Here is a 26,989-nt window from a genome sequence, read left to right as displayed (position 1 = left end):
CGGCCAATGAGCGACGATCAGAGTCAGGGGTCCTCGTCGGTCGTAGACCTCTTTTTCGACTGGTATCACGTCCCCGCGCTCGTGCTCGTCGTTGCCGCGATGCTCGCCATCCGTCTGCAGGCGTACGACAACTTCGTCCAGAACGGGATGGTGTACTTCTCCGGCAACGACGCCTGGTATCACCTCCGACAGGTCGAGTACACGGTGCGACACTGGCCGTTCACGATGCCGTACGATCCGTGGACGAACTTCCCGTACGGCACGAACGCCGGGCAGTTCGGCACGCTGTACGACCAACTGGTCGCGACGGCGGCGCTCGTCGTCGGCCTCGGCAGTCCCTCCTCGACCACCGTCGCGAAGACGCTGCTGGTTGCCCCGGCGGTGTTCGGCGCCCTCGTCGCGGTGCCGGTGTACGCTGTGGGCAAGCGCCTCGCCGGACGCGTCGCCGGCCTCTTCGGTGCCGTCGTCCTCCTGCTCCTCCCGGGGCAGTTCCTCCAGCGCGGCCTCGTCGGCTTCGCCGACCACAACATCGCCGAGCCGCTCTTCCAGGTGATCGCTATCTTCGCCCTGATGGTCGCGCTGGCGGTCGCGCGGCGGGAGACGCCGGTGTGGGAGCTCGTCCTCGACCGGGATATCGACGCGCTCCGTGATCCCCTGCTGTGGAGCGGGGTTGCCGGCGTCGCGGTCGCCCTCTACATGTGGGTGTGGCCGCCGGGCGTCCTGCTCGTCGGCATCTTCGGCGTCTACCTCGTCTATCAGCTCTCCAGCGACTACGTCACCGGCGGCTCGCCCGAACCCATCGCCTTCGTCGGCGTCGTCTCGATGGTCGTCACGGCCCTCCTCATGCTGTTCCAGCTCGACACGATGAGCTTCGGGCCAACCGACTTCTCGCTCCTCCAGCCCGTCCTCGCCCTCGCCGTCGCCGCCGGCGCGGCGTTCATGGCGTGGCTCGCCCGGCTGTTCGACGGACAGGATTTCGACCGCTCGCTGTATCCCGTCGCCGTCGTCGGCCTGATTCTCGTCGGTCTCGGCGCCATCGCCGTGGCTCTCCCGTCGCTGTTCGGGACGATTCAGTCGAACGTGTTCAGCTTCGTCGGATTCAGCGCCACCGCCGGCCTGCGGACGATTTCGGAGGCCCAGCCCTACCTCTCGCCGTCCAGCCTCCAGCAGAACCTGACGACGGCCACGGGTCGCATCCTCTCCGATTACGGCTTCACGCTCTTTACCGGCGTGGCGGCCGTCATCTGGATGCTCGCGAAACCGCTGGTGCGTGACGGCGAGACCGAACGGATCGGCTACGCTGTCGGGAGCCTCGCGCTCCTCGGTTTCCTGTTCCTCGTGCCCGGACCGTTCCGAGCCATCGGTGACGCCTTCGGCGTGGTCTCGGAGATTATCGGCATCGTGTTGGTCGCGGCCATCCTGTTCGGCGCCGTCCTCCAGACCAACTACGACGCGGAGAAACTCCTGTTCGTGGTGTGGGCGGCGTTCGTGACGATGGCGGCGTTCACACAGATCCGGTTCCACTACTACCTCGCGCCGGTCGTCGCCATCGCCAACGCCTACCTGCTCGGGCAGGTGTTGGCCTACCTCGACTTGGATCGAGCCTCGATCGAAGCCGTCCGCGACCTACAGGGGTATCAGGTGCTCGCCGTCCTCGCCGCCGCCATGCTGATCGTGACGCCGGTGTTGCTCGTCCCGATGAGCGTCCGCAACAGCGGCAACCCCTCCTTCGACCAGAGTAACACGGCGTGGGAGTCCGCGGAGTCGACCGGGCCCGGTGCGGTCACCGAGTGGGACGGCTCGCTCCAGTGGATGGAGTCGAACACGCCTGCGCCGGGCACGCTCGGCGGCGCGGGGGAGGAGATGGAGTACTACGGCACGTACCAGCAGACACAGGACTACGACTACCCGGCCGGTGCCTACGGCGTCCAGTCGTGGTGGGACTACGGGCACTGGATCACGGTGCGTGGCCACCGTATTCCGAACGCCAACCCGTTCCAGCAGGGGTCGACCGACGCCGCGAACTTCCTGCTCGCACCCAACGAGTCCGCGGCCCAGAACGCCCTCGGTGAGCGTGACCAAGAGGCTGCGGGCACACGGTACGTGATGGTCGACTGGCAGATGGTCAACCCGCGGGCGAAGTTCGCCGCGCCGACCGTCTTCTACGACCGGGCGAACGTCACGCAGTCCGACTTCTACAATCCGGTGTACACCAGCAACCTCCGGACGAACTTCCTGCTCCGAAACCAGCGCTACTACGAGAGCCTGATGGTGCGGCTGTACGCCTACCACGGGAGCGCGATGACCCCGGAACCGGTCGTCGTCGACTGGGAGCGCCGGCAGGCCCAGACCCAGAGCGGGCAGACGATCACCATCCGCGCCGGCCCGCAGGACGGCCGGATGGTCCGGCAGTTCGACAACCTGTCCGCGGCGCGGGCGTACGTCGCCAACGACAGCACGTCACAGATCGGTGGCATCGGTCAGTTCCCCGCCGAACGGGTCTCCGCGCTCGAACATTACCGGCTCGTGAAGGTGAGCGAGGCGTCGGCCAATCAGTCCTCGCAGTACCGCGTCTCGGCGCGGCGAACCTTCGCGGCCACGGGTCTGCCGCCGTCGAGTCAGACCCTCTACGAGCCCTCGTGGGTGAAGACCTTCGAGAAGGTGCCCGGCGCGACCATCACCGCCGACGACCTGCCGCCGAACACGTCGGTGCGCGCTCGCGTGCCGATGCGGGTTCCGGAGACCGGCGAGACGTTCACGTACACGCAGGAGGCCCGAACCACCGAGGACGGCGAACTGACGATGACGCTCCCCTACTCGACGACGGGGTACGACGAGTACGGCCCGTCGAACGGCTACACGAACGTGGCCGTTCGGGCGACCGGCCCCTACGTCGTCGAGTCGGCGCTCGCCGTCCAGAACGACACGCTCGTGCAGTACCGCGGCGAGATCCAGATTCAGGAGGGGCGGGTCAACGGCGACAGCTCCGGCGAGCGCGAGGTGGAGCTGAACCGGACCAACCCCTTCCAGAACCTGACCCTCGGTGGTGGTAACCAGTCGGAGTCGCTCCAGCCGGTCCAGCCCACGACGGACTCCGCGACAACCGACTCCACGCCGACCGACGACGCCTCGTCGGGGGCGACCGTCGCCGACGGTACGGCGGCCGTTCGCGCCCCCGCCGCGGCAGTCGCCCGTAACTAACTCCGCATGCGTGCCCTCCGCTCCCTGCTCGTCGTCTACCTGAAAGGCGTCTGTATGGGTGCCGCCGACGCCGTCCCCGGCGTCTCTGGCGGCACTATCGCGCTCATCACCGGCATCTACGAGCGCCTCATCGGCGCCATCACCGCGGTCACGCCGGAGCGGATCGTGCAGGTGCTCGCCGCACCGGTTCCGGGACACTGCGACGACGCCCGCGAGGCCTTCTTCGCCGTCGACGGTCCCTTCCTCCTCGCGCTCGGGACCGGCATCCTCACCGCCGTCCTCGTCGTGACGCGCATCCTCCACGTCGCGCTCGCCTCGGAACCCGTCGCCACGTTCGGATTCTTCTTCGGCCTCATCGCCGCGTCGGCCGTCGTCCTCGCGCGGCAGGCGTCGCTCGACACGCCGGGCCGTGTCGGCGCCGCCGTCGCCGGCTTCCTCCTCGCCTACCTCTCGGCCGGCCGCGCCGCCGCCGCCCTGCCCTCCTCGCCGCTCGTCACCGTCGGCGTCGGCGCCGTCGCCATCAGCGCGATGGTCCTCCCCGGCATCTCGGGATCGCTCATCCTCGTCATCCTCGGGCAGTACCAGTTCCTCGTCGCCCGGCTGACCGCCTTCGTCGACGGCCTCGTCGGCCTCCTCGTCGGCGGCTCGGCCGAGACGCTCCTCGATCCGGCGACGACCGTGATCGCCTTCCTCGTCGGCGCCGTGATCGGCCTCTTTACCGTCGCCCACGCCGTCCGCTGGGCGCTCGTCCGGTATCGCTACGCGACGCTCTCCTTCCTCGTGAGTCTGGTCGTGGGTGCGCTACGTGCCCCGGTAGTGAAAGCGGGCGAGAATCTGGCTGCCGGGTGGACGGGCGACGCACTCCTGGCGTTCGGACTCGCGGCCGTCGTCGGTGCCGTCGCCGTCGCCCTCCTCGAGTACTACACCGACAGTATCGCCATCTCGTCGGTGTAGCGTTACTCCCGCGGGACGGCGAGGTTCCGCACGTCCGACCCACACTCCGGACAGGCGGTCACCCGTTCGTCGCTCGCCTCACGGTGCGCACAGGACCGGCACTCGTAGTACCCACCCTCCGGACTGTACGGATCTATGAGATTGTGACGCATACTCGTGACGTGCGTACAATGTTCATATAGATGACTGTTTCGGTGCCGCAAAATCGAGTGGCTCGGTCTACGATCGTCGGCCCTGTCGTCACATCTTGTAGCCGAGCGCCCGGAGATGCTCGTCGACATCGGACTCGGCTAGCCCGGGTTCGAGCGGATCGTCCGGTTCGTAGGTGTGTTCGTCGGACGCGTCGATAGTCGCCCACGGAACGCGTTTCAGTGCTGGCAGTGGGACGTAGCCCGGGTGGCCGTAGATGCCCCACTCCCCGAGTGCGTTGCCGTGATCGGCGGAGACGACCATCCGGCCGGACATGTTCTCCGCGAGCGTCTCGACGTGATCGAGTACCGATAGGAGATTCGTCCCGTAGTCGTTCCACACCTCTGTCCTGTCGTATTTGCCTTCTTTGAGGCCTTCCCACACGTTCTGACTCCGTCCCTGACCGGGGTGATCGTTGACACTGTCGTATTTCCCCGCACAGTGAATGAACGGGGCGTGTGGTTGCATGTAGTGGACGATGAACCGCTCACAGTCCGACGAACGACCGGCGTGGACGGCAGCATCCGTCACCTTCTGTGGGCGGATGGTCCCGATATCGAAATCCGTGTGTTCCCAGACCGGCGTCACCGCCCCGAACTTCGAGAGGTCGACCTCCTTCGGCTCCCAACCGTTCGCGCTCACGAGGTGGATGTCCTGCAACGTCTCGGCTTCTGCCTCCTCGTACACTTTCCGCATCCACTCCTTGCTCGTACTGGCACACGAATACACGCTGTCGACCGATTCGAATCGCTCCTGCACCGCGTGTGTCGGTGCGAACTCCGTGAACAGATCGTAGCGACACGCGTCGAGTAAGACGAGAATATCCCACTCCTCGTCGAGTGGTCGCTGGCCGTAGTTGATATGTCGACCAGCTTTCCCGGAGTAGATGTTCACACCGTCGACAACCGCTCGCTTCACCCCTCCGACGACGCCGTCTGACCGGATGCGGCGATAGAGTCCGTCAGCCAGGCCCATGCTACGTACCGTAGAACCGACCCTCGAATATGGTCTTTCTGGATCCGTACCGGCGTGACCCTGTTCAGCCGTCGAGCCGCCCAACCGTCACGAACCGCACCAGAACGCTTCGCGTTCTGGTCGGCTCACGAGAGCATCGCTCTCGTGAACGTCTCCGGGCGGCGTTCCGCACGAACGGCGATCACTCGTCGAGCCGTCCCACCGTCACGAACGTCTCCGGACGGCGTTCCGCGCGTTCGACGACGAAGCCCGCGTCGGTCTGGAGGGATACGGCGTCGTCGAGGCCGTACGTCTCGTCGCGTGGCGGGCCGGCGTCCCCGGCGCCGTCGCGGTCCCAGTCGACGGTGACGAGTCGGCCGCCGGGGCGGAGGACGCGGGCCACCTCCCGCAACGCCGCCTCGTCCGCGAACTCGTGGAACGTCATCGTCGAGACGACCGTATCGAGTTCGTCCGCCGCGAACGGGAGGTCCGTGGCGTCGGCCTCGACGAGTTCGACGTTGTCGGGCACCCCTTTCTCGCGGTAGTGGTCGTGCATGGTCGCCTGCACGTCGACGGCGTAGACGGTCCCGGCATGGGGGGCGAGATCGTCGGTGTAGAAGCCGGTGCCGCTCCCGATGTCGGCGAGGTGCATCTCCGCGTGGGGCGCGACGAGGCCGTGGAGTTCCTCGCGGGAGCAGTAGCGATACCGCTCGGCGGCGTCTTCCAAGGCGTCCGCCCGGTCGCTGTCGAACGTGTGAAAGCCCATACCGAGATGTGCCGGCGAGCCGTGATAAGTGGCTCGCGCGCTTGAGACAACGTTAAATCCCCACCCGGTGCTATTCCCAGTCATGGGCGTCACTATCAGGAAGCCGACCGCCCGGCAGTGTGAGGACTGCGGGCGGAAGGAGGTCTGGAACGACGCGACGAGCACCTGGCGCGTCGCGCGCGACGACGGCGAGCGAATCGCCGGCAACGTGTACTGCATCCACGAGTGGGACATCAACGGTACGTTCGTCCCCATCGAGATGGACGGGGACGCGGCCGACGCCGACGCGTAGCCGAGCGATGACCGACGACGCAAGCGCCGACGCGGACGCGCCGGTGACGGCCTACGTTACCGCTCCCCGCGACGCCGCGGCCGACCTCGCGCGCCGCCTCGTCGACGCGCGACTCGCCGCCTGCGTCAACGTCGTCGACTGCACCTCTACCTACCGCTGGGACGGCGCCGTTCACGAGGGCGCGGAGTCGATTCTGCTGGCGAAGACGACGGCCGAGCGCTACGCGGATCTGACCGACCGAATCGTCGAGTGGCATCCCCACGGGGTGCCCTGTATCGAACGGATCGACGCCGCGGACGCCCACGACCCGTTCGCGGCGTGGTGTGCGGACGCCGTCTCGGATTAGTCCGCGTAGCGCGGGTGAGTGTCCCCGACGACGCGTTCGAATCCCGCGACGACGGCGCCGTGGACGACGACGAGGACGACGACGCTCACGACGATAGTGGCCACCTGCATCGGCGTCGACAGCAGGCCGAGCGAGACGATGAGCGTCGTCGCACACGCCGGCGCGTGGTTCGTGTCGGTGGCGATCATCCCCCAACTGGTGAGGACGATGGAACAGATGCCGCTGGCGACGAGGTGGAGGCCGGCGGCCGACCCCGGCGGCGTCGCGGTGAGCGTCGCGCCCGCGCCGAGTGCGGTGTACGCGAGGAGGCCGGCGACGCCGCCGATGGCGTGGCTGGCGACGACGCGAAACAGCCGACTTCGGTCGCCCCGCCGCTCGAAGGCGAGCAGGAATGCCGAGGGGCCGAGACTCGGGAAGACGAACGGCTGGCCGCTGAGCCACGCGACGGCGCCGAGGACGGTAAACAGGACGCCCGCGTAGCAGCTCGTCCCGAGGCGGTGGCGACTGATCACTGTAGCGCCGCGAGGACCTCCAGCGTGCCGTCCATATGCGCCCCGTCGGTGACGTGGTCGGCGGCGGCACGCGCCCGGTCGTCCGCGTTCGCGACGGCGAAGGATTCGCCGGCCGCCTCGAACGTCGACACGTCGTTCTCGCTGTCTCCGACGGCGACGAAGTCGGCGGGGTCGAGGCCGAGCGCCGTCGCCACTGACCGGAGCCCGTCACCCTTCGCGACGCCCGGCGTCACGAGGTGGTAGGCGTAACCCGTATCGACCACGTCGAGGTCGAACTCCTCGGCGACGGCGCGGAGGAGCGCCTCGTCGGCGTCGAGGTTGACCGCCACCTCCGTCTCCCGCCAGCGGTTGACCGTATCCGCGGCGCCCCACCCGAGGTCGCCGCCGCGGTCGACGAACGCCTCCGCCGCCTGCCACGGCCGCTCGGAGTCGACCGTCACCCGCACCTCGTCGTCGGCGTAGACGACGCCGCCGTGTTCCGCGATCACCTGCTCGGGAATCTGGAGAAAGTGACAGAGCGCGACCGGATAGGGAAACGCCTTGCCCGTCGCGAGGACGATGGGGGCGTCCCACGCCGGCAACGCCTCGAAGGCACGGGGGTCGATCCCGCCCGTCGGCGTGGTCAGCGTTCCGTCGATGTCGAGCACGAGCGGCGGCACCATACCCCGATCCAGCGGGTCGGGCGTGATAAACGCCGCGTCACGGGACGAGCGTCACACCCGTCCCCGCAACCGACGCCGTGAAGTGACCCGCTCGCACACTCGGAGCTATGCGGACGACCGCCCTCGTGATCGGCGGCGGCGCGACCGGCGTCGGCGTCGCCCGTGACCTCGCGCTCCGCGGCGTCGACACGACGCTCGTCGAACGCGGCGCCCTCGCCGCGGGCACCACCGGCCGCTCGCACGGCGTTCTCCACAGCGGCGCTCGGTACGCCGAGACCGACTCCGACGACGCCGCGGCCTGTCTCGCCGAGAACCGGATTCTCCGCGACATCGCCCCCGCTTGCATCGAGGAGACGGGCGGCTACTTCCTCCACCTCGACGGCGACGACCCGGACTACTTCGAGCGCAAGCGGACGGCCTGCGAGGAACTGGGGATGGCCGTCGAGACGCTCTCGGGCGCCGCGTTCCGTGAGCGCGTGCCCGAGGCGAGTCCGGCGGTCGAGCGCGCTCTCGCCGTCCCCGACGCCGTCGTCTCCCCGGCACGACTGGTCGTCGCCAACGCCCACGCGGCCCGGGACGCGGGCGCGACGCTCCACACCCACGCGCCGGTCGAGGACATCCACGTCGACGGCGGCGAGATCGACCGAGTCGACGTGGGCGGGCGCCTCGACGCGACGATCCGTGCCGACACCGTCGTCAACGCCACCGGTCCGTGGGCCGAGGAGTGTGCCGCGCTCGCCGGCGTCTCGGTGCCCATGCGCCCCACCCGCGGCGTGATGGTCGCCGTTCCGAACCCCGGCGTCGACGCCGTGTTGAACCGGTGTCGCCCGCCCGCGGACGGCGACATCGTCGTTCCACGCGCCGACGAGGCGGTCCTCGGAACCACGAGCGTCGCCGTCGGCGATCCGGACGACTTCGAGCGGACGGATGCGGAAGTCGAGCGAACGGTCGCGGAGTGTGCGGCGATGTGTCCCGGCGTCGACGCCCCGGTCCGGCGTACCTACTGGGGCGTCCGCCCGCTCTACGCGCCGGACGAAGCGGCGCGAGGCGATGCCCGCGCTATCTCGCGTGACTTCGCCCTGCTCGGCCACCGCGACGAGGGTGCGGCCGGCCTCTACACCATCGTCGGCGGCAAACTCACCACCTACCGGCGGATGGCCGAGGCGACGGCCGACCGGGTGTGTGATCGACTGGGCGTCTCGGCGGCCTGTCGGACGGCGGAGCGGCCGCTTCCCGGCGCGGACGACCCCGCCGAACTCGACGGGCTACTCGACGAATTCGGCGTCGACGCGCCGGCGGACGGGCGGTAGCCGACGCGTTTACCAGTGAACCACGTACGTACACCGCTCCCCGCCCTCGCGCCGACAGGTCTCGCCACGCTCCTCGACGAAGACGAAGGACTCGACCGGCGAGTACCGTTTCGCCACCGCCCGGATCAGGCCGCGGTCGAACGGACAGGGGTAGGGGTTCCGACAGACGACTCGACCGCGGCCGTCCTCGATCTTCTCGAAGTGGTAGTGACCGATGTCGCCGCCGCGGTGATTGCGGTGATAGGCGTCGTCGATGGAGCGCAGGCCGTCCGCGACGCCCGAGACGCCTTCGGGCCACTTGGCGACCGCCGGAATCTGCTCGCCCAGTCGATCCAGCAGGTGTGGCTCCAGTTCCTCGGCGATCATCTCCAGTACGCCGAGTTCGGCCGTCTGCGCGTACCAGTCGTCCGGATTGGGATCGTCGATATCTTTCTCGGACAGCACCGCCTGCACCCGTGTCCGGTACGTCTCGCGGAACCGCGAGAGTCCCTCCTCGATGGCGATGATGACTCTCCCCCGGGCCTCGACCCCCTCCTCGAACGGTTCGTACTGTGCCATGCGCTGACGTGTCGGCTCTCACGCCGAGTTATCGGTCGACTATCAAAAACGTTCGTCCGGAGTCAGGGCGACCGGCCGCGATCCCGCGTCACCGTCTCGCCCGGTGTCGTCCGTGCCTCGGTCCCGAGGACGACGCCCGCGTTCAGCGCCGTGTCGATGCCCGTCTTTGCGTCGTCGCCGCAGACGACGCCGAACTTGCGGCGTCCCGTCGAGGTGGGATCGCCTTTCACCCGGACGATCACGTCGCCGTCGTCGTGGCGGAGATTGGCGACGGTCGTGCCGGCACCGAAGTTCACGTCGCGTCCCAGCACGCTGTCACCGACGTAGGAGAGGTGGCCGACCGTCGCACCCGCCATCAGTACACTGTTTTTGATCTCGACTGCGTGGCCGACTTTCGCGCCCGCACCGATCAGCGTCGCGCCCCGAACGTAGGCGTTCGGCCCGACGCTCGCACCCGACCGGACGAGCGCCGGGCCTTCGATCACGACGCCGGCGTCCACCGTCGCCCCGTCCTCGACCACGACCGCCCCGCGGAGGTCGGCGTCGGGATGCACGTCGCCGGCGATCCGGCGCTCCAGATCACCGAGTTTCCACTCGTTGGCGGCGAGGAGTTCCCACGGCCGTCCCACGTCGAGCCAGCGGTCCACGGGCACCGCTCGCACCTCACCCGTCTCGCAGGCGCGCGTCAGCACGTCCGTGAGTTCGTACTCGCCGCGGTCGCTCTCGGCCACGTCGAGCCAGTCGCGGGCCACCGCGGGAAAGACGTACGCGCCGGCGTTGACGAGGTTCGAGGTCGGATTCGCGGGCTTCTCGATCACACCCCGCACGCGGTCGTCCTCTAGCTCCAGCACACCGTAGTTTTCGGGGTCGTCGACGCGGTACGCGCCCACCGCGGGGCCGGCGTCGTACAGGCGGGACAGCGAGTCGCGGTCGTAGAGCACGTCACCGTTCAGGACGGCGAAGGGGGCGTCGTCGAGTTCGTCGCGAGCGGCGCGAACGGCGTCGGCCGTGCCGCGCTGGCGCTCCTGAACGGCGAACGCCACGTCCCGGTCACCGAGGGCGTCGCGGACGGCGTCGGCCGCGTAGCCCACGACGACGACGACACGGTTCGCGCCGGCGTCGACGGCGCCGTCGACGACGTGTTCGACGAGAGTCCGATCCGCGACGGGCAGGGTGGGTTTCGGACGGCGGTCGGTGAGCGGACGCATGCGCGTTCCTTCCCCGGCCGCGAGGACGACGGTCTGCATGGGCGTGGAGAGAACGAGGGCCGACAAAGGGATTGTGCCCGTATCGTGAGTCCCGGCCCCGTCGAGAGTTTCCCGCCCCTACTCCACCGTCACGCTCTTGGCCAGATTCCGCGGCTTGTCGATTTCCCGGTCGAGGTGTGCGGCCATGTGGTAGGCGACGAGCTGGAGCTGGACGTTCGCGAGCAGGGGCGCCAGCCGTTCGTCGGTCGTCGGGATTTCGAGGACGTGATCGGCGTACCGGCCCGCCTCCGCGACGCCGTCGGTCACCACCACGACCGGCGCGTCCCGCGCCTCCACCTCTTTTACGTTGCCGATGGTCTTTCTCGCCGCCTCGCCCTCGCCCGTGATGACGGCGAAGATTGGCGTGTTCGCGGTGACGAGCGCTAGCGGACCGTGTTTCAACTCGCCGGCTGCGAACCCCTCCGCGTGTTCGTACGTGATCTCCTTGAACTTCAGCGCCCCCTCCAGTGCGACGGGGTAGTCAAGCCCCCGACCGAGGAAGAAGAAGGCGTCGCTGTCGACGAACTCCTCCACGACGGCGGCCGCCTCGGACTCGTCGAGGACGGCCTGCACGTCGTTGGCGATCCCCCGCAGGTCGTCGACGAAGTCACGCCGCCGTTTCACTCCGCGGTCGGTGAGATGGGACGTGAGCAGGTTGACGCCGATCAGTTGCGAGGAGAACGTCTTGGTCGCGGCGACGCCGATCTCCGGGCCGGCGCGGATGTAGAGGACGTGATCCGCCTCGCGGGCGGCGGTGCTGCCGACGACGTTCGTGAGCGCGAGCGTCTCGGCACCCCGCCGGCTGGCCTCCCGGAGCGCGCTCAGCGTGTCCGCCGTCTCGCCGCTCTGGGTCACGCCGACCACGAGGTCCGCCGTGGAGACGGGCGCCGGCGACGTGGCGTACTCGTGGGCGTAGTAGGCGTTGGCGGCGACGCCGGCCGCCCGCAGGAGTTGCGCGCCGTAGAGTGCGGCGTGGTAGGAGGTGCCGCAGGCGACGAACTGCACCGTCTCGTGGTCGCTCAGGTCGTCGAGTTCCTCGACCGTGATCCGGCCGTCGAGTTCGTCGATCCGGCCGCTGAGACACTGGCGGAGCGAGAGGGGCTGCTCGTGAATCTCCTTGAGCATGTAGTGGTCGTACCCGCTCTTGCCGGTCTGTTCGGCTTCCCACTCGACGGTGCGTACGTCTTTGTCGACCACCGAACCCTCGGCGTCCGTCACCGTCCACCCTTCGGCGTCGAGGCGGACGAACTCGTCGTCGTCGAGATACACCACGTCGCGGGTGCGTTCGAGGAAGGCGGGCACGTCGCTGGCGACGAAGCACTCGCCGTCGCCCACGCCGAGGACGAGGGGGGAGTCGTGGCGCACGGCGAACAGCGCGTCTGTCCCCGCAACGACGACGGCGAGGGCGTAACTCCCCTCGAGCCGATCCGTCGTCGCCCGCACCGCTGCTTCGGGGTCGCGGCCACGTCGGAGTTCCTGCGCCACCAGGTGCGGGACGACTTCGGTGTCCGTCTCGGAGGCGAACGTCACGCCGTCGGCTTCGAGTTCGTCACGGAGGTCGCGGTAGTTCTCGATGATGCCGTTGTGGACGACGGCGACCCGCCCCGACGCGTCGGTGTGTGGGTGGGCGTTCGCGTCCGTCGGCGGGCCGTGCGTGCTCCAGCGGGTGTGCGCGATGCCGACGGGACCGGCGAACGCGCCGCCGTCCCCGTCGAGTGCCGTCTCCAGCGCGTCGAGTTGTCCCGCTCGCTTCTCGACGCGGAGGCCGTCGCCGCCGACGGCGACGCCGGCGGAGTCGTAGCCGCGGTACTCCAGATTCGAGAGGCCGTCGAGCAGGACCGAGAGCGTCTCGTCGTCGTCGCCGACGTAGCCGATGATGCCACACATCAGCGGCACCTCCTCGCTACCGTCGGTGGTCGCGTCATCGCCGCACCTCCGTGCTCCCGGGGACGATGTCGCTCGCGTGTGCGCCGGTGCCCACGCTCGCGTCGGGGCCGATGAGCGTCCCCGGGGCGACGGTGGCGCCGCCGCCGATTTCGGCACGATCGGCGGCGACACAGCCGAGTCGGCGGTTCTCGTGGATCGTCGTGCCGACGCGCACGTCGGCGTCGCCGCCGGGGACGGTCGCGCCGGGGCCGACGGTCACGCCCTGCCCGGTGACGGCGTCGACGACCGTCGCGTTCGACCCGACGCGACTGTCGATGTCGAGGACCGACCCCTCGACGACGGCGCCGGCGTCGACGGTCGTGTTCCGCCCCAGCGCGGTGTCCGGGCCGACGACGGCGCCGGGGCCGATCACCGCGTCCGGGCCGACGACGACCGGCGGGCGGAGGGTGGCGTCGTCGTGGACGCTCGCCGTCTCGTCGACGTAGACGCCCCGCGAGCGTTCGGGTTCGTCGACGTGGCCGATCGCCAGCAGGTCGCGCGCCACGGTCAGCAGGTCCCACGGGTAGGTCGCGGTGGACCACAGCCCCTCGATCCGGACGCCACGGACGGCGTTGCCCCCCCTGATCTGATCCGCGATGGCGTCGGTCAGGTGGAGTTCGCCCGCCCGGCGTTCCGTGGACTCGATGTCGGCGAGGAGCGAGGGGCCGCAGGCGTAGATGCCGGCGTTCAGCAGGCGGTAGGTGTCGTCTTGTGGCCGCTCGACGAGTTCGACGATCCGGTCGCCGTCGAGACGGACGGCGCCGTACTCCGCCGCGCGGTCGCTCTCGACGATGCCGAGCGTCGCCGCGTCGGTTCTGGAGTGGGCGTCCATCACCGCCTCCACCATCGCCGCCGTCACCACCTCGTCGCCGTTGACGACGAGGAAGTCCGCGTCGATGGCGTCGCGGGCCTGCAACACCGCGTGACCGGTGCCGAGTTGCTTCTCCTGCACGTGGTAGGTGACGGTGCGGCCGCGGTAGGTCGGTCCGACGTGATCCTGCACCCGGTCGCGCTGATAGCCGACGACGAGGTGGAGGTCGTCGATTCCGGCGTCGATCAACGCGTCGAGGACGTACGCCAGAATCGGGCGGTTCGCGGCGGGGAGCAACGGCTTCGGCCGGTGTTTCGTCAGCGGCCGGAGACGTGTCCCCTCACCGGCCGCGAGAACGACCGCGGAGTCGAGTTGCATGAACCTGTATTCGGAATGACTACTAATAAGCCCTCGTGGGGATTCGGCCACCGTCTCGGCCGAGTGGGCATCCGAACCCTCTTTGTGCCGGCCTCGCCATCCGTACACGATGAAGATCGGTATCGTCGGAAGCGGCTACGTGGGAACGACCATCGCGGCCTGTTTCGCCGATCTGGGCCACGATGTGATGAACGTCGACGTCGACGAGGCGGTCGTCACGAAGTTGAACGACGGCGCGGCGCCGATATCCGAACCCGACCTCGACGACTTGCTCGGCCGGTACGCCGGCGAATCGCTGTTCGCGACGACCGAGTACGAGGACCTCGTCGACTTCCGTCCCGAGGTGATCTTTCTCGCGCTCCCCACCCCCTCGAACGACGACGGGAGCATCGACACGTCGACCATCGAAGCCGGCGCCGAGGCGCTCGGTGGCGTCCTCGCGGACATCGAGGGCTACCCCACCGTCGTCGTCAAGAGTACGGTCGTCCCCGGCACGACCGAGAACGTGATCGGGCCGGCGCTCGAACTCGAATCCGGCGGCCGGATCGGCGTCGACTTCGGCCTCGCAGTCAATCCCGAGTTCCTGCGTGAGGGCAGCGCCGTGTCCGACTTCACTGACCCCGACAAACTCGTCTTCGGGACGGACGACGACGATCGCGCCCGCGAGGCGCTCGAATCAGTGTACGCACCCCTCCTCGACGACGACGACGACGTGCCCGTCGTCGAGACCGGCCTCCGCGAGGCCGAGATCATCAAGTACGCCAACAACGCCTTCCTCGCCGCGAAGGTCAGCCTCATCAACGAACTCGGGAACATCTGCAAGGAGTACGGCGTCGACGCCTACGAGGTGGCCGACGCTATCGGCCTCGACGACCGCATCGGCGAGCAGTTCCTCCGCAGCGGTGTCGGCTGGGGCGGCAGTTGCTTCCCGAAGGACGTGAACGCCATCGTCGCCGCCGCCAGGGAGCAGGGGTACGACCCCGAACTCCTGCAGGCGGCCATCGACGTGAACGACCGCCAACCCCAGCGCATGCTCGATCTGATGGACGACCACGTCGACGTAGAAGGGAAACGGGTGGCCGTCCTCGGCCTCGCGTTCAAACCCGGGACGGACGACGTGCGCAACTCGCGGGCCATTCCGATCATCGAAGGGCTACAGGAACGCGGCGCGGACGTCATCGCCTACGACCCCAACCCCGCCGCGCGGGACAACATGGCCAAACACTTCCCCGACGTGGAGTATCTCGCCTCGCCGTCGCCGACGCTGTCGGGCGCCCACGCCGCGCTGATCGTCACGGACTGGCCGGAGTTCGGCGAGCTGGATCGGGAGTTCGACCTGATGTCGAACTCGGTCGTGATCGACGGCCGCCGGATCGTCGAGCGTCGGGAGGGCATCACGTACGAAGGGCTGACGTGGTAGGCGGAGCGGTTGTCGGCCCTGCTGGAGGTCGGTACCGGTGCGCCGCCGAACGGTCGACGTAGTGCCGGCAATACAGCAATCCTCCTCGGTGACATCCTCAACAACCGACACAATTCGCGTGCTGATAGGGAGTATCGTAACGGTCCATAGAGTCTCGCCGAGTCGGTCCGGCGAGACTCTATGATGACTTCCGAGAATCCCTATGACTAGGGGCGGCCGTGTTCATCGCACCACGTCGGCTTCCGTTCGAGGAGTACCCGGATACGAACGAATCTCACGGACGGCACGTGTCGTGGGTACTGCAGGTGTGTCAGAGGAGTATATATACTCTTCTCGCGTATATATATATATATATATACGATTCTCAGCGGACCGCACCTCGGAGCCGCTGGCGGGGCTGGGCGACGATTCCTTGAGAAGCTATGGAGAGAACAATGTCAACAAACACACAACCCCAAGCGAAGCGACCAGTCCACGGCATCGATATGGCGGCCCACGAGGAGTTCCTCACGTACGCCGAGGAGAACCCGGAAGCCGTCCAGTTCGTACTGAGCGCGGTTGGTACCGACGAGGGTCGCGTGCTACACACCCGCTCGCAGACGCAGTCGTACATGCTCGGCGGTCAAGAGTTCGACCGCGTCGCTCGCGGGTACACCCAGCACTTCGGCGGCCACAAAGAAGTCGAGGAGGCCGTCGGATTCGTCGATCCGACCGACAGAGAGGAGGCCATCGAGGTCGCCCTGGCGTCCCTGACCGCCTGCATCAACGGAGCAATCTCGCTGAGTTCGGCACAGGCCGGCGTCGACATCGACGAACTCGAGACGACGGTTTCGGTCGACTTCGATCCGTCGGTCTTCCTCGGTCTGGAAGCGCCCCGAGACGCCGACGGAACCCCCACGAACATGTACGGTGATCTCCGGATCGACATTCAGGTCAGCGGAGAGGACCTCGGCGACGACATCGTCGACCGAGTCGGTGAGTGGGTCACCCGCTCGCCCGTCTACAATCTGATGGCGCTCGGACACGAGGGCTCCCCGCAGGTGTCCCGGATGTCCGACCGGGCACGCTGAGCCGTACCGCTTCACCCGATTTTTGCACCACTTCGCTGTCGCTTCCTCGTTTACCGTCCACCCACGTCCGAAGCGGTGGCCGCCGGAATCACCCTCGACTCGACGAAGTCAGGCCGCCCGCTGTTCCGCTTCCAAGCGCTCGATACCGATGGTGACGCCGACGCCTTCGACCTCCCACTCCTCGACGAGGCCGTCGGCGTCGGCGGCGAACTCGGCCGTTCGCGTCTCCTCGGCGATCAGGTCGCGATGTTCGTCGACGAAGCCGGCGACCCGGTCGTCGTCCACGTCGACCCGCGTGCGGATGCGCTCGTCCACGTCCAGCTCCAGTCGCTTGCGCATCTCCTGAATCCGCCGGACCACGTCGCGAGCGTAGCCCTCCGACTCGATGTCGTCGGTCAGCGACGTGTCGACGTAGACGGTGCCGCCCGTGCGGTCGCCGTCGAGGGTCAGGTCGAAGTCGGCGCTGGCGACGTTCTCTGGCGGTTCGGCGCGGAACGACACCATCTCGTCGGTCAACTCGTAGTCCTCGCCGTCGACGGTGACGACGAAGTCGTCGGCTTCGAGGTCCTCACGGCGCAGACCCTCGACCGCCGCCATGACCTCCTGTGCGTCGCCGCCGAAGGCGGGACCGATCACGCCCATCTCGGGTTCGGCGCGTTCGACCAGTTCGTCGAAGGCGTCGACCACCTCGATGGCGCGGGCGTTCACCCGGTCGGCCAGCAGGTCGGAGAGTGACTGCACCGCGTCGGCCACGTCGGCGTCTTCGGTCTCGACGATCACGCGCGGGACGGGCCAGCGGAGCTTGCGACCACCCTGCTGGCGGGCGTTCGCCGCCGCTTCCTCCACCGCCCGGAGGACGGCCACGTCGGTTTCGAGGTCGGGGTCGTGCCAGTCGTCGTCGACGGTCGGATAGGCGAGTTGGTGGACCGTCGTCGCCTCGCCGTCGAGGATCTGGTACATCTCCTCCGCGAGGTAGGGGGTGACGGGAGCCAGCAGGCGAATCGTCTCGTCGAGGACCGTCGCGAGCGTGGCGTAGGCGCCGCGTTTCGAGGCCGAGTCGGCCTCCTCCCACATCCGTTCCCGGATGGCCTTCACGTAGAAGCGGGAGACGTCCTCGGTGACGAACTCGAGGACGGCGTTGAGTGCGTCGTGGACGGCGTAGTCGTCCCACGCCTCGCTGGCTTCAGCTTTGACGGACTGCAGGCGCGAGAGCACCCACTCGTCGACGACGGTCAGTTCCCCATCGGAGAGGTCGGCATCGGCGGGGTCGTAGTCGTCGAGTGCCATGTACTGCAGGGGGAATCGGAAGACGTTCCAGAAGATGTTGAGCGTCGACTGCATCTCGCCCAGCCCCTCCCACTCGAAGGAGAGGTCGACGCCGTGCTGATCGTGGCTCATGAGGTAGGCGCGCAGGGGGTCACGCCCGAAGCGGTCGATGGCCTCCTGTGGCGTGACGATGTTGCCGAGCGACTTCGACATCTTCCGGCCCTCGCTGTCGTTGGCGAAGCCGTGCATGACGACCTCCTCGTACGGAATCTGGCCGAGGGCGGCGGTGCCCATGCCCAACTGCGACCAGAACCAGCCGCGGGTCTGGTCGTGGGCCTCGACGATCAGATCGGCGGGCCAGAGGTCGTCGAACGCCTCCGTCTCACCCGGATAGTCGAGGGTACCCCACGTCGCCACCGAGGAGTCGATCCACACGTCGAACACGTCCGGCACGCGCTCGTAGGTGGTGCCGTCCTCCGTGATGGTGATGGGGTCGACGCTCGGGCGATGCAGGTCGATGGTCTCGGGGTCGACCTCCCCATCCGCACGCTCCGCGAGTTCCTCGCGCGTGCCGACGACGAGGATGTCCTCCGCGCTCGGGTTCGGGTCGTCCTCGGGCACCCAGACGGGCAGCGGAATCCCCCAGTAGCGCTGGCGCGAGACGTTCCAGTCCGGGGCGTCCGCGACGAAGTTCTTGAACCGGTTGTCCCGTGCCCACTGCGGGTGCCACTCGCTGTCCTCGATGTTTTCCAACAGCTCTTCTTTCACGTCGGTGACGGTGATGAACCACTGGTCGGTGGCGAGGTAGACGATGTCCGTATCGCACCGCCAGCACTGTCCGTAGCGATGAGAGTGCGTGCCCGACGACAGCAGGCGGCCGTTCGCCTCCAGATCCGCGATGATGTCGTCGTTGGCGTCGCGGACGAACTGCCCGGCGTACGCCCCGGCCTCGTCGGTGAAGGTGCCGTCGCCGGCGACGGGCGAGAAGACGGGCAGACCGAGTTCCTGCCCGCGTTCGAAGTCTTCCTGCCCGTGGCCGGGTGCGGAGTGGACGAGACCGGTGCGGTCGGCTTCGACGTAGTCGGCGGCGTACACCTGCCCGACACCCTCGCCGGTGGCGTGATCCGGCACCTCGTCGGCCAGCGGGTGATCGTACTGCCAGCCCACGAGTTCCTCGCCCGTGAACTCCGCGGCGACTTCGTAGTCCTCGTACCGGCCCTCGCGGAGGACGTCCTCGACGCAGGGCTCGGCGACGTAGAGCGTCTCCGTCTCGCCGTCCTTCGTCGCTTCCACGGCCTGATACGTCATCTCGGGGTCGACGGCGACGAACTCGTTGGCCGGGATGGTCCACGGCGTCGTCGTCCAGATGACGAGCGAGCCCTCGCGGTCCTGCAGGGAGAACTTGACGTAGATGGAGGGGGACTCGATTTCGTGGTACTCGACCTCGTTGTCGGCGATGGCCGTCTCACACCGCGGACACTGGTTGATGGCGCGCTTGCCGCGTTCGACGAGGCCGTTCTCGTGGACCTGCTGGAACGCCCACCACGTCGCCTCCATGTACTCCGGCGACACCGTGCGGTAGGGGTCGTCCCAGTCCATCCACGCGCCGATGGATTGGAAGTCCTCGTCCATCTTCTCCCGATTTTCCTCGGCGAACGACTTGCACTCCTCGATGAACGCCTCCATCCCGTACTCCTCGATGTCCTTCTTGGAGTCGAAACCGAGTTCCTCCTCGACTTTCACCTCGATGGGGAGGCCGTGCATGTCGTAGCCGGGGCGGTCGGTCACGTCGAACCCCGACATCCGCTTGTAGCGGAGGATGGCGTCTTTCAGCGTCTTGTTCCACGCCGTGCCGAGGTGCATCTGGCCGCTCGTGTACGGCGGGCCGTCGACGAAGAAGAAGGGCGGGTCGTCCGCGTGGGCCTCCTTCGCCGCCTCGTAGGCGTCGTGTTCGTCCCAGTACGCGTTCACCGAGGACTCCACGTCCTCGGGGGCGTACTGGTCGCTGACGTCGTCGGCGTCGTCCATACCCGACCCAATTCCCGCGCGTATATCAAAACGGTGGTCGCGCGTCGAGGCGGTCGGGAATCACCCCGACAGCGAGAGCGTCGCCTCCCGGTCGACGACCGTGTACCCCTGCGCACCGAGCGCATCGGCACGATACCGCTCCGCAATCGCCCACTGCGGCAGCCGGTTGAGGCCGAACCGGCGGTCGGACGACCATGTCAGGCCGACGGTGGTATCCTCACCTCCACCCGTGACCGTCACCTCGTACGTCGCCCACGGTCGTCCGCCCGCGGTCACGACCAGTCGTACGTCGCCGCCCGCCTCCCGGTGCGTCTCGACGGCCATCGTCGTCGACCGCAGGCCGAAGAGAGAGGAGAACTCGTAGGTCGCCCCCGACTCCGTCTCGCGCACGGCGTCCGCGACGCCCCACTGGAACGCGAGGGACGGCGGCGTCGGACCGGCGAAGTCCGCCCGCACCGCCTCGGGGCTCGCCTCGGTAGCGAGGCGGGCGGTCCCTTGACTCGTGAACAGGGGGGCCCGAACTACGAGGACGACGACGGCGACGACGCCGAGTGCTGCGAGGAGGGGAAACGACAGCATCGCGACGGCGGCGGCGACGCCGACGAGGAGGGCGACGGCGCCGCTGAGGGGTCGTTCGAGGCGTCGATACCGACTGGCGATGGCGACTGCGTCCGGCGGTCGGTGTCCGTCCGTGGAGGGCATGACGTTCGGTAGCACTCGGGAGCGACGGAAAACGGCTGTGGACGATCACAGCCACCCGCCGCCGACGAGGACGAACGCGCCGAACACGGTCGTCGCCCGCGGGTGGGCGCGCAGTTCCCGGCCGAACGCTCGGAGGGACCAGTATCCCGTCTCCACCGCCGACGCGGCGCGAGCTTCGAGCGACCGAGTGGGTGTCGGCGCGTCGACCCGGTCGAACTCCTCGATAGCGTCGGCGTCGGTCGGCGCGACGTGGCCGGAGACGGAGAGGGAGGGCATCGGTGAGTGACCTGTCACTCGAACGACACTGGTGGGCGTCGGGGGTGAGGCAATCGGCGTCCCGCGTCTGCCCAGCCGCCTCGTTATAAGTAGCTGACCTGTCCAACGACCTGCATGGCTTCCGACCGATGGTCGTCGCGGCTCGGCTTCCTGCTGGCGACGACTGGCGCCGCGGTGGGACTGGGCAACATCTGGCGATTTTCGGCGGTCCTCGGCGCGAACGGCGGCGGCGCGTATCTCGTCCCCTACCTGCTCGCGGCCTTTAGTCTCGCCGTCCCGATGCTCGTCCTCGAACTGGCGGTGGGGCGGACGCTCCGCTCGGACGTGGTCTCCGCGTTCCGGAGCGTCGACACGGCGTACACGGCACTCGGCTGGCTGGTCGTGGGCGGCGTGTTGCTCATCCTGAGCTACTACCTCGTCCTCACGGGCTGGGTGTTCGGCTTCCTCCTCTCGTGGCTCGGCGGGTCGGGGACGACGTTCGCCACCTTCACCGAAGGGTGGTTGCCCGTCGGCTACTTCGTCGTCGCGACGGTCGTCACGGGCGCCGTCGTCGCCAGGGGCGTTCGGGGCGGCATCGAGCGGATGTCGAAAATCGTGATGCCGACGGTGTTCGTCCTCCTCGTCGCGCTCGCCGGCTACGCCGTCACCTTCTCGGGATGGGGCCGGGCGGTCGAGTTCCTGTTCACGCCCGACCTCTCGGTGCTCACCGATCCCGCGCTCTGGAGCGCCGCCTTCGGACAGGTGTTCTTCTCGCTCTCGGTCGGGCAGGGCATCATGCTGACCTACGGGAGCTACACCGACGAGGAGACGGACCTGCTCCGCTCGTCGCTCGTGATCACCGTCTCCGACATCTCGGCGGCGCTCCTCGCAGGCCTCGTCATCTTCCCCATCGTGTTCAGTTTCGGCCTCCAGCCGACGCTCGGGACGGAACTCGCCTTCACTACCCTTCCGACGGCCTTCGCCTCGATGGGCTTCGGTCGGGTCGTCGCCGTCGCCTTCTTCGGCCTCCTCTTTTTCGCGGCGCTGAGTTCGTCCGTCTCGCTGCTGGAGGTGGGCGTCGCCGCCGCGACGAACACGACGCGACTCGGGCGGACGCGGGCGACGTACCTCCTGACGGCCGGCGTCTTTCTGGTCGGGGTCCCCTCGGCGTTGAGCTACAGCCCCCTCGACCTCACCGTCGTCGGCACGCCCGTCCTCGACCTCGTCGACGAGTCCGTGGGAACGTACGCCCTCCCGCTCTCGGCCATCTGCATCGCACTCGTGTTCGGCTGGGCCGCCGACCTCGCTCCCGTGCGTGCGGAACTGGGCCGCCTCTATCCCGTCGTCCGGTACGTCGTCCCGCCGGTACTCGCGCTGGTGACGGCGGCGAAGGCCGCTGGCGTCGCCCGTCCGGCGTGGCGACTCCTGCTCGACGGCGGGCGCGACGGTGCGCTGGCCCTCGTGGCGACGGGCGTCGTATTGATCGTCCTCGGCGCACTCGGCTGGCTGTTGCGCACCCGACTTCCGTACCCGCGGCGGCGCCGACGGTAACGCTCGTCGCTCGGCGTGTACAATCGTGCTGTCGGGACCGACCGCCACGACCCTCCCAGCTCTGCATCCCCGTCTCGACGCGTCTAGGGGAGGTACGTCGCGAGGAAGTTCACGAGGCGGTCGAGGCGCTCGTTGATCCGCTCTTCGTCGTCCTCGTTCGCGTCGGTCTCGGCGTCGGGGCGGTCCATACACACTCCGTCGGGCCGCCCGATGCTGTATCTTGCGCCGAGGTAATCGCTCCGCTCAGTCGAGTCGCTCGGCGTAGCGAAAGTCGGCGTCGGTGGCCTCGTGGCGGTCGCCGTCGAGCGAGATGGCCCAGCCGTGCAGCGCCGTCGGATCGTCGAGCGACTCGCGGAGCGTCGTGCGCACGTCGACGAGGTCGACCCCGTAGTAGTCGTCGGGGACGCCGTGGAGATACTGGAGCGCCGTCTCGAACAGCGAGCGCATGCCGTCGTCGTTCTCGAAGTCGAAGTGCTTGTACGCGCCGGCGGCGACCTGCACCATCCCGTGGAGGAAGGCGCTCTCGGTCGACCCGCTCCCGTAGTTGTACCACTCGTCCTCGAAGCAGTCGTGTGATTCGTGGAATGCGCCCGCGTTGTAGAGGCGGACGCCGTGGACCACCGCCCGCCGGAGCGTGCCGTGTTCCCACCCGTTGGACTCGCCGCGGTCGGCCTGCCACCCGGTCGGATCGCCGGACGTGGGCGGCCCGACGGTGTAATCGCGGGTGTGGTCGTCCATGGCTGTCGTCAGTCGTCCCACGGGTGTAACGTCTGCGGTGCGTGCGGCCCGTCACTCGACGTCGTCTCCACGAGGCGACACATCCAATAGACGGGCCTGTATGCGTGCGAACAGATATGTCGGAGGCTGTTCGAGGACGGTACCGCGATACGCTCCTTATCGAACGCATCGCAGAGTTGGCTGGATTCGACCACCTCGCAACGTGGCTCTTCGGGTCGGCCGCGTACGGATCCTATCTGTTCGTCGCTGTCGGCCTCTTGATCGAATACGGACTGTTCGACGTGTACAACTATCTCGTCACCGGGAAGAGTTCGTTCATCACGTCACCGAACGCGTTGGCGATTCCGGCGATGACCGTTCTCGGTCTCGTCGGACTGCGGTACATTCACGACGAGTACGCCAGGGCAGTCGTCAGTCTCGGCATCGAGGACGAACACGTTGGTCTGGATCGGGATGTCCGACGCAATTTCGAGGGACTCGTCTCGTTCCGCGTGCGCCTCGGCGCGTACGCTCTGGCACTGGTCTGTTACTACGCGTTCGTCACGCTCGTCCTCGGCATTCCGGAACTCGTCGAAATTAGTGGTATCGGCCTCGTGCTGTACGCCCAGTTAGTGACGTTTCCGCTCATCATCGTTCCCGTGCTCACGGAACTCGCCGTTTCCTACGTCGCGGTACACGTTCTGGTGCCGCGGCGGCTGAAAAACGCCGATCTCGGGCTGTTCTTCTACGATCCTCGGAATCTCGGCGGATTCGAACCGATCGGCGAACTCCTCAAACGTTCGTACTACATCTACACGGCGATCCTGCTGCTGTGGTTTCTTCAGACACACGCACCCGTGTTGCTGGCGAGTGTGGTCGACTCACCGTATCCGGCCCCCGGACCGATCTTTCAGGTCGTCCTCTCCGGCATCTGGTTCGTAGGTGTGGTGACCATCGGCTACTCGATGTTCCGGATTCACAGGCTGATGAAGTCGAAAAAGGAGGCACGGCTCCGAACGCTCGAAGCCGAGATCAAGGACGCACTCGCGGACCCGTACGACGCGACCCCGACCAACATCGACGACCGCGCCAAATACGACAACGCACAGGAGAGCCTCGAACAGGTCAAGCGGACGAAGACGTACCCGACTACGTTCACGATGTGGTCACAGATCTTTCTCAGCGTTCTCTTACCCCAGGCGCTGAACATGGTCGTCAAGCTTCCACAGTAGCCGGCGGGAGGACGTCGGTCGGCGGTTCGCGTCGATTTACTCGGTACGGGGATCGGGGCCAAACCCCCAAGTCCCGCCCACGCGTACCGCCATCCCGTGCCCCCGGACGCCCCCGATCCGGCGACGGTCCGAGCGACGATCACGGGTAGTCCCGTCGACACCGCGTTCGCGGAACTGGATCGGATCTGTCGTCGGTACGACGAGTCACTCACTCTCGAACTCGCGGAAGACACGTACGCCGACCTCGCACGTGGTATCGACCGACTGCACGCGGCGACGTGCTACGTTTCGGACGATCTGGCGGCGCTCAAACGGCGATTTCCCGGGAGCGTGTTCTCGGGCCTGCCGGACGGGTACGACGCCTACGCACTGACGACCGACGAGGCAACGCTCCGTCTCAAATTCGGCCAGTCGCACGCCGACCGGCGTCCCGTCACGATGCCGTACGACGCCGTCGCCGTCGCGGTGCCGACGACCGACGCCTACTTCGAGCGCTTCTACACGGCGCTCGCGGAACGAGGCGAGGACGGAACCCACTTCAACGCCGACGGCTAGACACGGACAATGAGAATTCGCGAGTTCGGCGACGACCCCGAGGTGGCGGTCGTCGCGGGGATCCACGGGGACGAGCCCTGTGGGCCCGACGCGGTCGAGACGTTGCTCGACGATCCACCCACCTTCCAGCACCCGGTGAAGTTCGTTATCGCCAACGAGGAAGCGCTCGAACGCGGCGTCCGATATCTGGACGACGACCTCAATCGCGCGTTCCCCGGCGACGCCGAGGCGGAGAGTCACGAACGGCGACTGGCCCAGCGGTTGCTGGCCGAACTCGACGGCTGTACGACGCTGGCGCTCCACTCGACGCAGTCGTACGCGTCCCCGTTCGCGCTCGTCGACACCGTCGACCCCACGACGGCGGATATCTGTGCGCGGCTACCGATCGACGCCGTCGTCGAGACGGCGGTGTACGCCGGCGGGCGACTGATCGACTACCCCGGCGTATTCGAGGTGGAGTGTGGGCTCCAGTGGTCGGAGACGGCGGCGGAGAACGCGCGGGAACTCGTGCGGGCGTTCCTCGCGGCGACGGGCGTCTTGCCCGCGGCCGACGAACCCGAAGCGGCCGACGCACCCGTCTTCCGTCTCACCGGTCGGGTGTCGAAGGCGCCAGCAGACGACTACGAGGTGTTCGTCGAGAACTTCGAACGCGTCGAAGCTGGCGTTCCCTTCGCCTCGGCGGACGGCGTAGAGCACGTGGCCGAAGAGCCCTTCTATCCCATTCTGATGTCGGCTGAGGGCTACGAGGGCGTGTTTGGATACGCGGGCGAGCGCGTGGGTCGGCTGGCGGACTTCGAGACCGATCAGGAGGAGTCGTCGCGCGGCGCGAGTTCGACCAGCGTGAGGTCACGGTCGAGCATACAGTAGTCGTGGGGCGGGTCGCCGAGGACCTCGTCGATGCGGTACTCGGCGTCGAAGTCGACGCCGTCGGGGACGCAGTAGGCGTGACTCGGACAGTCGGTGTACGGACACGTGCCGGCGAGTTTCGCCTTGCTCCCGGCGTACGCCACCTTGGATGGAACGTTCGCGGGGATGGGCGCGGGTTCGACCTCGACGGCGCGGACGCCGCTGTCGTGGACGGCACAGTCGAGCGTCTGGGCGTTCTCGCGCACGTCCGTGATCCGGTAGCGGGTCCCTGGTGAGAGATTGAGACACTGGCCGCGATACGGACAGCCCTCGCACGCGCTGGATTCGCCCCGGAAGACGAACTCGCGACCGACTTCGGCGAGGCGCGTCCCGATAAGCGTGACCTCGGACATGGATAGCCGTTCTCGGCCAGGGAGGTTAAGCCTCGCGACCGACGAGTTCGTCGAGACGGTCGAAGTAGTCCTCGCGGGGAATCTGGTAGGCGGCGCGGTAGTCGATTTTCCCGGCGGCGAACGCGTGGGCGAGATCGAGCGCCGCCTCGACGCCCGCCTCGCGGGTGTCCGCCGTCTCGACGCGTGCGTCGATCTCCGGTTCGAGAAAGAGCGTGATCGTCCAGCCGTCGGCCCGACGCGCGCCGGGACGGCGCCGCGGCGATCCGGGCGAGAGGTAGATGGTGGGCATGCAGGCGGCCGGAAACGCGTCCGTGTCGAACACGTCCGGCCGATAGGCGAGGATCGCTCGCCCGCCGGCCTCCTCGTGCCAGACGGTCCACCCGTCCGGCAGGTCGTCGAAGCTCATATACCGACCCTCGGCACGGCGGCCCTATAGTCTGTGCGTCGTGACACAGCGGCCGACGGCGGCGAGACACGCCGCACGCTCGTCGACGGCTCCCACCGAGTATCGTGCGTCCGTTCCCTAACCGTTCGTCCCCATTCTAGCGGTTCGTCGAATCGGCCTATCGACGATCGGAAACGGCTGCCAACGGCGGAATTCGTCGGATCGGGTAAGGAGTGCCTACCGTGGACATTGGGGGAAGGCTTATGTATATGTACTACTGACAGTGTTTATAGTCTCGGTTACCAGCGGACCGAGCAGCCGTCGGTCGAACGCCCCGCCACCCCTCCGCCGTTCCCACGACGATGATCCCGCGGTCAGAGCCGCGGTGTGGTACGTGTGCCCACACCACGCGACGACCGGGTGGCGGGGCGATCGGACGGCGC

Annotated in this window: 26 protein-coding genes; 11 read left to right on the top strand and 15 right to left on the bottom strand. The window is 67.8% G+C overall.

From position 1 onward, the window contains the following. Window positions 1-6 precede the first annotated feature (6 nt). Complete coding sequence (locus DU502_RS13475; RefSeq protein WP_121920327.1) at window positions 7-3,201, top strand: oligosaccharyl transferase, archaeosortase A system-associated; 3,195 nt, start codon at window positions 7-9, stop codon at window positions 3,199-3,201. Between the two features lie 6 nt (window positions 3,202-3,207). Continuing rightward, window positions 3,208-4,155, top strand: coding sequence for a DUF368 domain-containing protein (locus tag DU502_RS13470; RefSeq protein WP_121920328.1), 948 nt, complete (start codon window positions 3,208-3,210; stop codon window positions 4,153-4,155). Between the two features lie 2 nt (window positions 4,156-4,157). On the opposite strand, the gene DU502_RS13465 is transcribed toward DU502_RS13470, so the two are convergent. From DU502_RS13465 to DU502_RS13455, 3 genes are all read right to left on the bottom strand, one after another. Next, window positions 4,158-4,307 carry a rubrerythrin-like domain-containing protein gene (locus DU502_RS13465; RefSeq protein ID WP_121920329.1) on the bottom strand — a complete coding sequence of 50 codons (150 nt, stop codon included), beginning with the start codon at window positions 4,305-4,307 and terminating at the stop codon, window positions 4,158-4,160. Window positions 4,308-4,395: 88 nt separating this feature from the next. Further along, window positions 4,396-5,319: an alkaline phosphatase family protein gene (locus tag DU502_RS13460; RefSeq protein ID WP_121920330.1), complete on the bottom strand. Its 924-nt coding sequence runs from the start codon at window positions 5,317-5,319 to the stop codon at window positions 4,396-4,398. A 181-nt stretch (window positions 5,320-5,500) separates the two neighbouring features. Next, window positions 5,501-6,064 carry a class I SAM-dependent methyltransferase gene (locus DU502_RS13455; RefSeq protein WP_121920331.1) on the bottom strand — a complete coding sequence of 188 codons (564 nt, stop codon included), beginning with the start codon at window positions 6,062-6,064 and terminating at the stop codon, window positions 5,501-5,503. Between the two features lie 82 nt (window positions 6,065-6,146). Here DU502_RS13455 and DU502_RS13450 point away from each other — a divergent pair, with 82 nt between their 5' ends. Both DU502_RS13450 and cutA read left to right on the top strand, forming a co-directional pair. Continuing rightward, window positions 6,147-6,356, top strand: a complete 210-nt coding sequence (locus DU502_RS13450) for an HEWD family protein (protein WP_121920332.1) — start codon at window positions 6,147-6,149, stop codon at window positions 6,354-6,356. Window positions 6,357-6,363: 7 nt separating this feature from the next. Beyond that, entirely contained in the window at window positions 6,364-6,702 is a 339-nt protein-coding gene (gene cutA, locus DU502_RS13445) for a divalent-cation tolerance protein CutA (RefSeq protein ID WP_121920333.1), read from the top strand. Here cutA and DU502_RS13440 read toward each other — a convergent pair. Next, window positions 6,699-7,211 carry an HPP family protein gene (locus DU502_RS13440; RefSeq protein ID WP_121920596.1) on the bottom strand — a complete coding sequence of 171 codons (513 nt, stop codon included), beginning with the start codon at window positions 7,209-7,211 and terminating at the stop codon, window positions 6,699-6,701. The two genes, cutA and DU502_RS13440, sit on opposite strands and share 4 nt — an antisense overlap. Beyond that, complete coding sequence (locus DU502_RS13435; protein ID WP_121920334.1) at window positions 7,211-7,876, bottom strand: phosphoglycolate phosphatase; 666 nt, start codon at window positions 7,874-7,876, stop codon at window positions 7,211-7,213. The genes DU502_RS13440 and DU502_RS13435 overlap by 1 nt, the downstream gene beginning before the upstream one ends. 107 nt (window positions 7,877-7,983) lie before the next feature. Between DU502_RS13435 and DU502_RS13430 the strand changes: the two genes are divergently transcribed. Further along, window positions 7,984-9,186 (top strand): FAD-dependent oxidoreductase, encoded by a 1,203-nt coding sequence (locus DU502_RS13430; protein ID WP_121920335.1) that lies wholly within the window; start codon window positions 7,984-7,986, stop codon window positions 9,184-9,186. Between the two features lie 9 nt (window positions 9,187-9,195). On the opposite strand, the gene DU502_RS13425 is transcribed toward DU502_RS13430, so the two are convergent. From DU502_RS13425 to DU502_RS13410, 4 genes are all read right to left on the bottom strand, one after another. After that, a complete protein-coding gene (locus tag DU502_RS13425) occupies window positions 9,196-9,744 on the bottom strand; it encodes a hypothetical protein (RefSeq protein WP_121920336.1) in 549 nt (182 codons plus the stop codon). Between the two features lie 62 nt (window positions 9,745-9,806). After that, window positions 9,807-10,991: a bifunctional sugar-1-phosphate nucleotidylyltransferase/acetyltransferase gene (gene glmU, locus DU502_RS13420; RefSeq protein ID WP_121920337.1), complete on the bottom strand. Its 1,185-nt coding sequence runs from the start codon at window positions 10,989-10,991 to the stop codon at window positions 9,807-9,809. A gap of 78 nt (window positions 10,992-11,069) precedes the next feature. Then, complete coding sequence (glmS, locus tag DU502_RS13415; RefSeq protein WP_121920597.1) at window positions 11,070-12,878, bottom strand: glutamine--fructose-6-phosphate transaminase (isomerizing); 1,809 nt, start codon at window positions 12,876-12,878, stop codon at window positions 11,070-11,072. A gap of 34 nt (window positions 12,879-12,912) precedes the next feature. Next, on the bottom strand, window positions 12,913-14,106 hold the full coding sequence (locus DU502_RS13410) for a sugar phosphate nucleotidyltransferase (RefSeq protein WP_121920338.1): 1,194 nt from the start codon (window positions 14,104-14,106) through the stop codon (window positions 12,913-12,915). 109 nt (window positions 14,107-14,215) lie between these two features. Here DU502_RS13410 and aglM point away from each other — a divergent pair, with 109 nt between their 5' ends. Together aglM and DU502_RS13400 are read left to right on the top strand one after the other, a co-directional pair. Then, a complete protein-coding gene (gene aglM, locus DU502_RS13405; protein ID WP_121920339.1) occupies window positions 14,216-15,526 on the top strand; it encodes a UDP-glucose 6-dehydrogenase AglM in 1,311 nt (436 codons plus the stop codon). Between the two features lie 434 nt (window positions 15,527-15,960). Then, window positions 15,961-16,596: an OsmC family protein gene (locus DU502_RS13400; RefSeq protein ID WP_158601166.1), complete on the top strand. Its 636-nt coding sequence runs from the start codon at window positions 15,961-15,963 to the stop codon at window positions 16,594-16,596. Between the two features lie 108 nt (window positions 16,597-16,704). On the opposite strand, the gene ileS is transcribed toward DU502_RS13400, so the two are convergent. The 3 genes from ileS to DU502_RS13385 are packed head-to-tail and all read right to left on the bottom strand — an operon-like array spanning window position 16,705 to window position 20,868. After that, window positions 16,705-19,890, bottom strand: a complete 3,186-nt coding sequence (gene ileS / locus DU502_RS13395) for an isoleucine--tRNA ligase (protein ID WP_121920341.1) — start codon at window positions 19,888-19,890, stop codon at window positions 16,705-16,707. 60 nt (window positions 19,891-19,950) lie between these two features. Continuing rightward, window positions 19,951-20,592 (bottom strand): hypothetical protein, encoded by a 642-nt coding sequence (locus DU502_RS13390; RefSeq protein ID WP_121920342.1) that lies wholly within the window; start codon window positions 20,590-20,592, stop codon window positions 19,951-19,953. Between the two features lie 45 nt (window positions 20,593-20,637). Then, window positions 20,638-20,868, bottom strand: coding sequence for a hypothetical protein (locus tag DU502_RS13385; RefSeq protein ID WP_121920343.1), 231 nt, complete (start codon window positions 20,866-20,868; stop codon window positions 20,638-20,640). 114 nt (window positions 20,869-20,982) lie between these two features. Here DU502_RS13385 and DU502_RS13380 point away from each other — a divergent pair, with 114 nt between their 5' ends. Beyond that, complete coding sequence (locus DU502_RS13380) at window positions 20,983-22,398, top strand: sodium-dependent transporter (RefSeq protein WP_121920344.1); 1,416 nt, start codon at window positions 20,983-20,985, stop codon at window positions 22,396-22,398. Window positions 22,399-22,641: 243 nt separating this feature from the next. Here DU502_RS13380 and DU502_RS13375 read toward each other — a convergent pair whose 3' ends face one another. Continuing rightward, window positions 22,642-23,136 (bottom strand): DUF309 domain-containing protein, encoded by a 495-nt coding sequence (locus DU502_RS13375; protein ID WP_121920345.1) that lies wholly within the window; start codon window positions 23,134-23,136, stop codon window positions 22,642-22,644. Between the two features lie 116 nt (window positions 23,137-23,252). Between DU502_RS13375 and DU502_RS13370 the strand changes: the two genes are divergently transcribed. The 3 genes from DU502_RS13370 (at window position 23,253) to DU502_RS13360 (ending at window position 25,769) form a co-directional block, all read left to right on the top strand. Further along, a complete protein-coding gene (locus tag DU502_RS13370) occupies window positions 23,253-24,347 on the top strand; it encodes a hypothetical protein (RefSeq protein ID WP_121920346.1) in 1,095 nt (364 codons plus the stop codon). A gap of 96 nt (window positions 24,348-24,443) precedes the next feature. Further along, window positions 24,444-24,902, top strand: coding sequence for a hypothetical protein (locus DU502_RS13365; protein ID WP_121920347.1), 459 nt, complete (start codon window positions 24,444-24,446; stop codon window positions 24,900-24,902). A gap of 9 nt (window positions 24,903-24,911) precedes the next feature. Next, complete coding sequence (locus DU502_RS13360) at window positions 24,912-25,769, top strand: M14 family metallopeptidase (protein ID WP_121920348.1); 858 nt, start codon at window positions 24,912-24,914, stop codon at window positions 25,767-25,769. Here DU502_RS13360 and DU502_RS13355 read toward each other — a convergent pair. Together DU502_RS13355 and DU502_RS13350 are read right to left on the bottom strand one after the other, a co-directional pair. Continuing rightward, window positions 25,706-26,161, bottom strand: a complete 456-nt coding sequence (locus tag DU502_RS13355) for a UPF0179 family protein (RefSeq protein WP_121920349.1) — start codon at window positions 26,159-26,161, stop codon at window positions 25,706-25,708. The genes DU502_RS13360 and DU502_RS13355 overlap by 64 nt on opposite strands. Before the next feature lie 25 nt (window positions 26,162-26,186). Then, a complete protein-coding gene (locus DU502_RS13350; RefSeq protein WP_121920350.1) occupies window positions 26,187-26,567 on the bottom strand; it encodes a DUF5820 family protein in 381 nt (126 codons plus the stop codon). Window positions 26,568-26,989: the final 422 nt, after the last annotated feature.

The organism is Haloplanus aerogenes, from assembly GCF_003856835.1.
GTDB lineage: Archaea > Halobacteriota > Halobacteria > Halobacteriales > Haloferacaceae > Haloplanus > Haloplanus aerogenes.
This window is presented reverse-complemented; position numbering and strand designations above follow the sequence as displayed.

Bases quoted from the DNA above. Each gene is read 5' to 3' on its own strand.
- DU502_RS13385 (WP_121920343.1), bottom strand. From the start codon at position 20,868: ATGCCCTCCCTCTCCGTCTCCGGCCACGTCGCGCCGACCGACGCCGAC.
- DU502_RS13475 (WP_121920327.1), top strand. From the start codon at position 7: ATGAGCGACGATCAGAGTCAGGGGTCCTCGTCGGTCGTAGACCTCTTT.
- DU502_RS13400 (WP_158601166.1), top strand. From the start codon at position 15,961: ATGTCAACAAACACACAACCCCAAGCGAAGCGACCAGTCCACGGCATC.
- DU502_RS13460 (WP_121920330.1), bottom strand. From the start codon at position 5,319: ATGGGCCTGGCTGACGGACTCTATCGCCGCATCCGGTCAGACGGCGTC.
- cutA (WP_121920333.1), top strand. From the start codon at position 6,364: ATGACCGACGACGCAAGCGCCGACGCGGACGCGCCGGTGACGGCCTAC.
- DU502_RS13465 (WP_121920329.1), bottom strand. From the start codon at position 4,307: ATGCGTCACAATCTCATAGATCCGTACAGTCCGGAGGGTGGGTACTAC.
- glmS (WP_121920597.1), bottom strand. From the start codon at position 12,878: ATGTGTGGCATCATCGGCTACGTCGGCGACGACGACGAGACGCTCTCG.
- DU502_RS13350 (WP_121920350.1), bottom strand. From the start codon at position 26,567: ATGAGCTTCGACGACCTGCCGGACGGGTGGACCGTCTGGCACGAGGAG.
- DU502_RS13470 (WP_121920328.1), top strand. From the start codon at position 3,208: ATGCGTGCCCTCCGCTCCCTGCTCGTCGTCTACCTGAAAGGCGTCTGT.
- DU502_RS13425 (WP_121920336.1), bottom strand. From the start codon at position 9,744: ATGGCACAGTACGAACCGTTCGAGGAGGGGGTCGAGGCCCGGGGGAGA.
- DU502_RS13410 (WP_121920338.1), bottom strand. From the start codon at position 14,106: ATGCAACTCGACTCCGCGGTCGTTCTCGCGGCCGGTGAGGGGACACGT.
- DU502_RS13430 (WP_121920335.1), top strand. From the start codon at position 7,984: ATGCGGACGACCGCCCTCGTGATCGGCGGCGGCGCGACCGGCGTCGGC.
- DU502_RS13450 (WP_121920332.1), top strand. From the start codon at position 6,147: ATGGGCGTCACTATCAGGAAGCCGACCGCCCGGCAGTGTGAGGACTGC.
- DU502_RS13360 (WP_121920348.1), top strand. From the start codon at position 24,912: ATGAGAATTCGCGAGTTCGGCGACGACCCCGAGGTGGCGGTCGTCGCG.
- ileS (WP_121920341.1), bottom strand. From the start codon at position 19,890: ATGGACGACGCCGACGACGTCAGCGACCAGTACGCCCCCGAGGACGTG.
- DU502_RS13390 (WP_121920342.1), bottom strand. From the start codon at position 20,592: ATGCCCTCCACGGACGGACACCGACCGCCGGACGCAGTCGCCATCGCC.
- aglM (WP_121920339.1), top strand. From the start codon at position 14,216: ATGAAGATCGGTATCGTCGGAAGCGGCTACGTGGGAACGACCATCGCG.
- DU502_RS13455 (WP_121920331.1), bottom strand. From the start codon at position 6,064: ATGGGCTTTCACACGTTCGACAGCGACCGGGCGGACGCCTTGGAAGAC.
- DU502_RS13355 (WP_121920349.1), bottom strand. From the start codon at position 26,161: ATGTCCGAGGTCACGCTTATCGGGACGCGCCTCGCCGAAGTCGGTCGC.
- DU502_RS13435 (WP_121920334.1), bottom strand. From the start codon at position 7,876: ATGGTGCCGCCGCTCGTGCTCGACATCGACGGAACGCTGACCACGCCG.
- DU502_RS13375 (WP_121920345.1), bottom strand. From the start codon at position 23,136: ATGGACGACCACACCCGCGATTACACCGTCGGGCCGCCCACGTCCGGC.
- DU502_RS13370 (WP_121920346.1), top strand. From the start codon at position 23,253: ATGTCGGAGGCTGTTCGAGGACGGTACCGCGATACGCTCCTTATCGAA.
- glmU (WP_121920337.1), bottom strand. From the start codon at position 10,991: ATGCAGACCGTCGTCCTCGCGGCCGGGGAAGGAACGCGCATGCGTCCG.
- DU502_RS13380 (WP_121920344.1), top strand. From the start codon at position 20,983: ATGGCTTCCGACCGATGGTCGTCGCGGCTCGGCTTCCTGCTGGCGACG.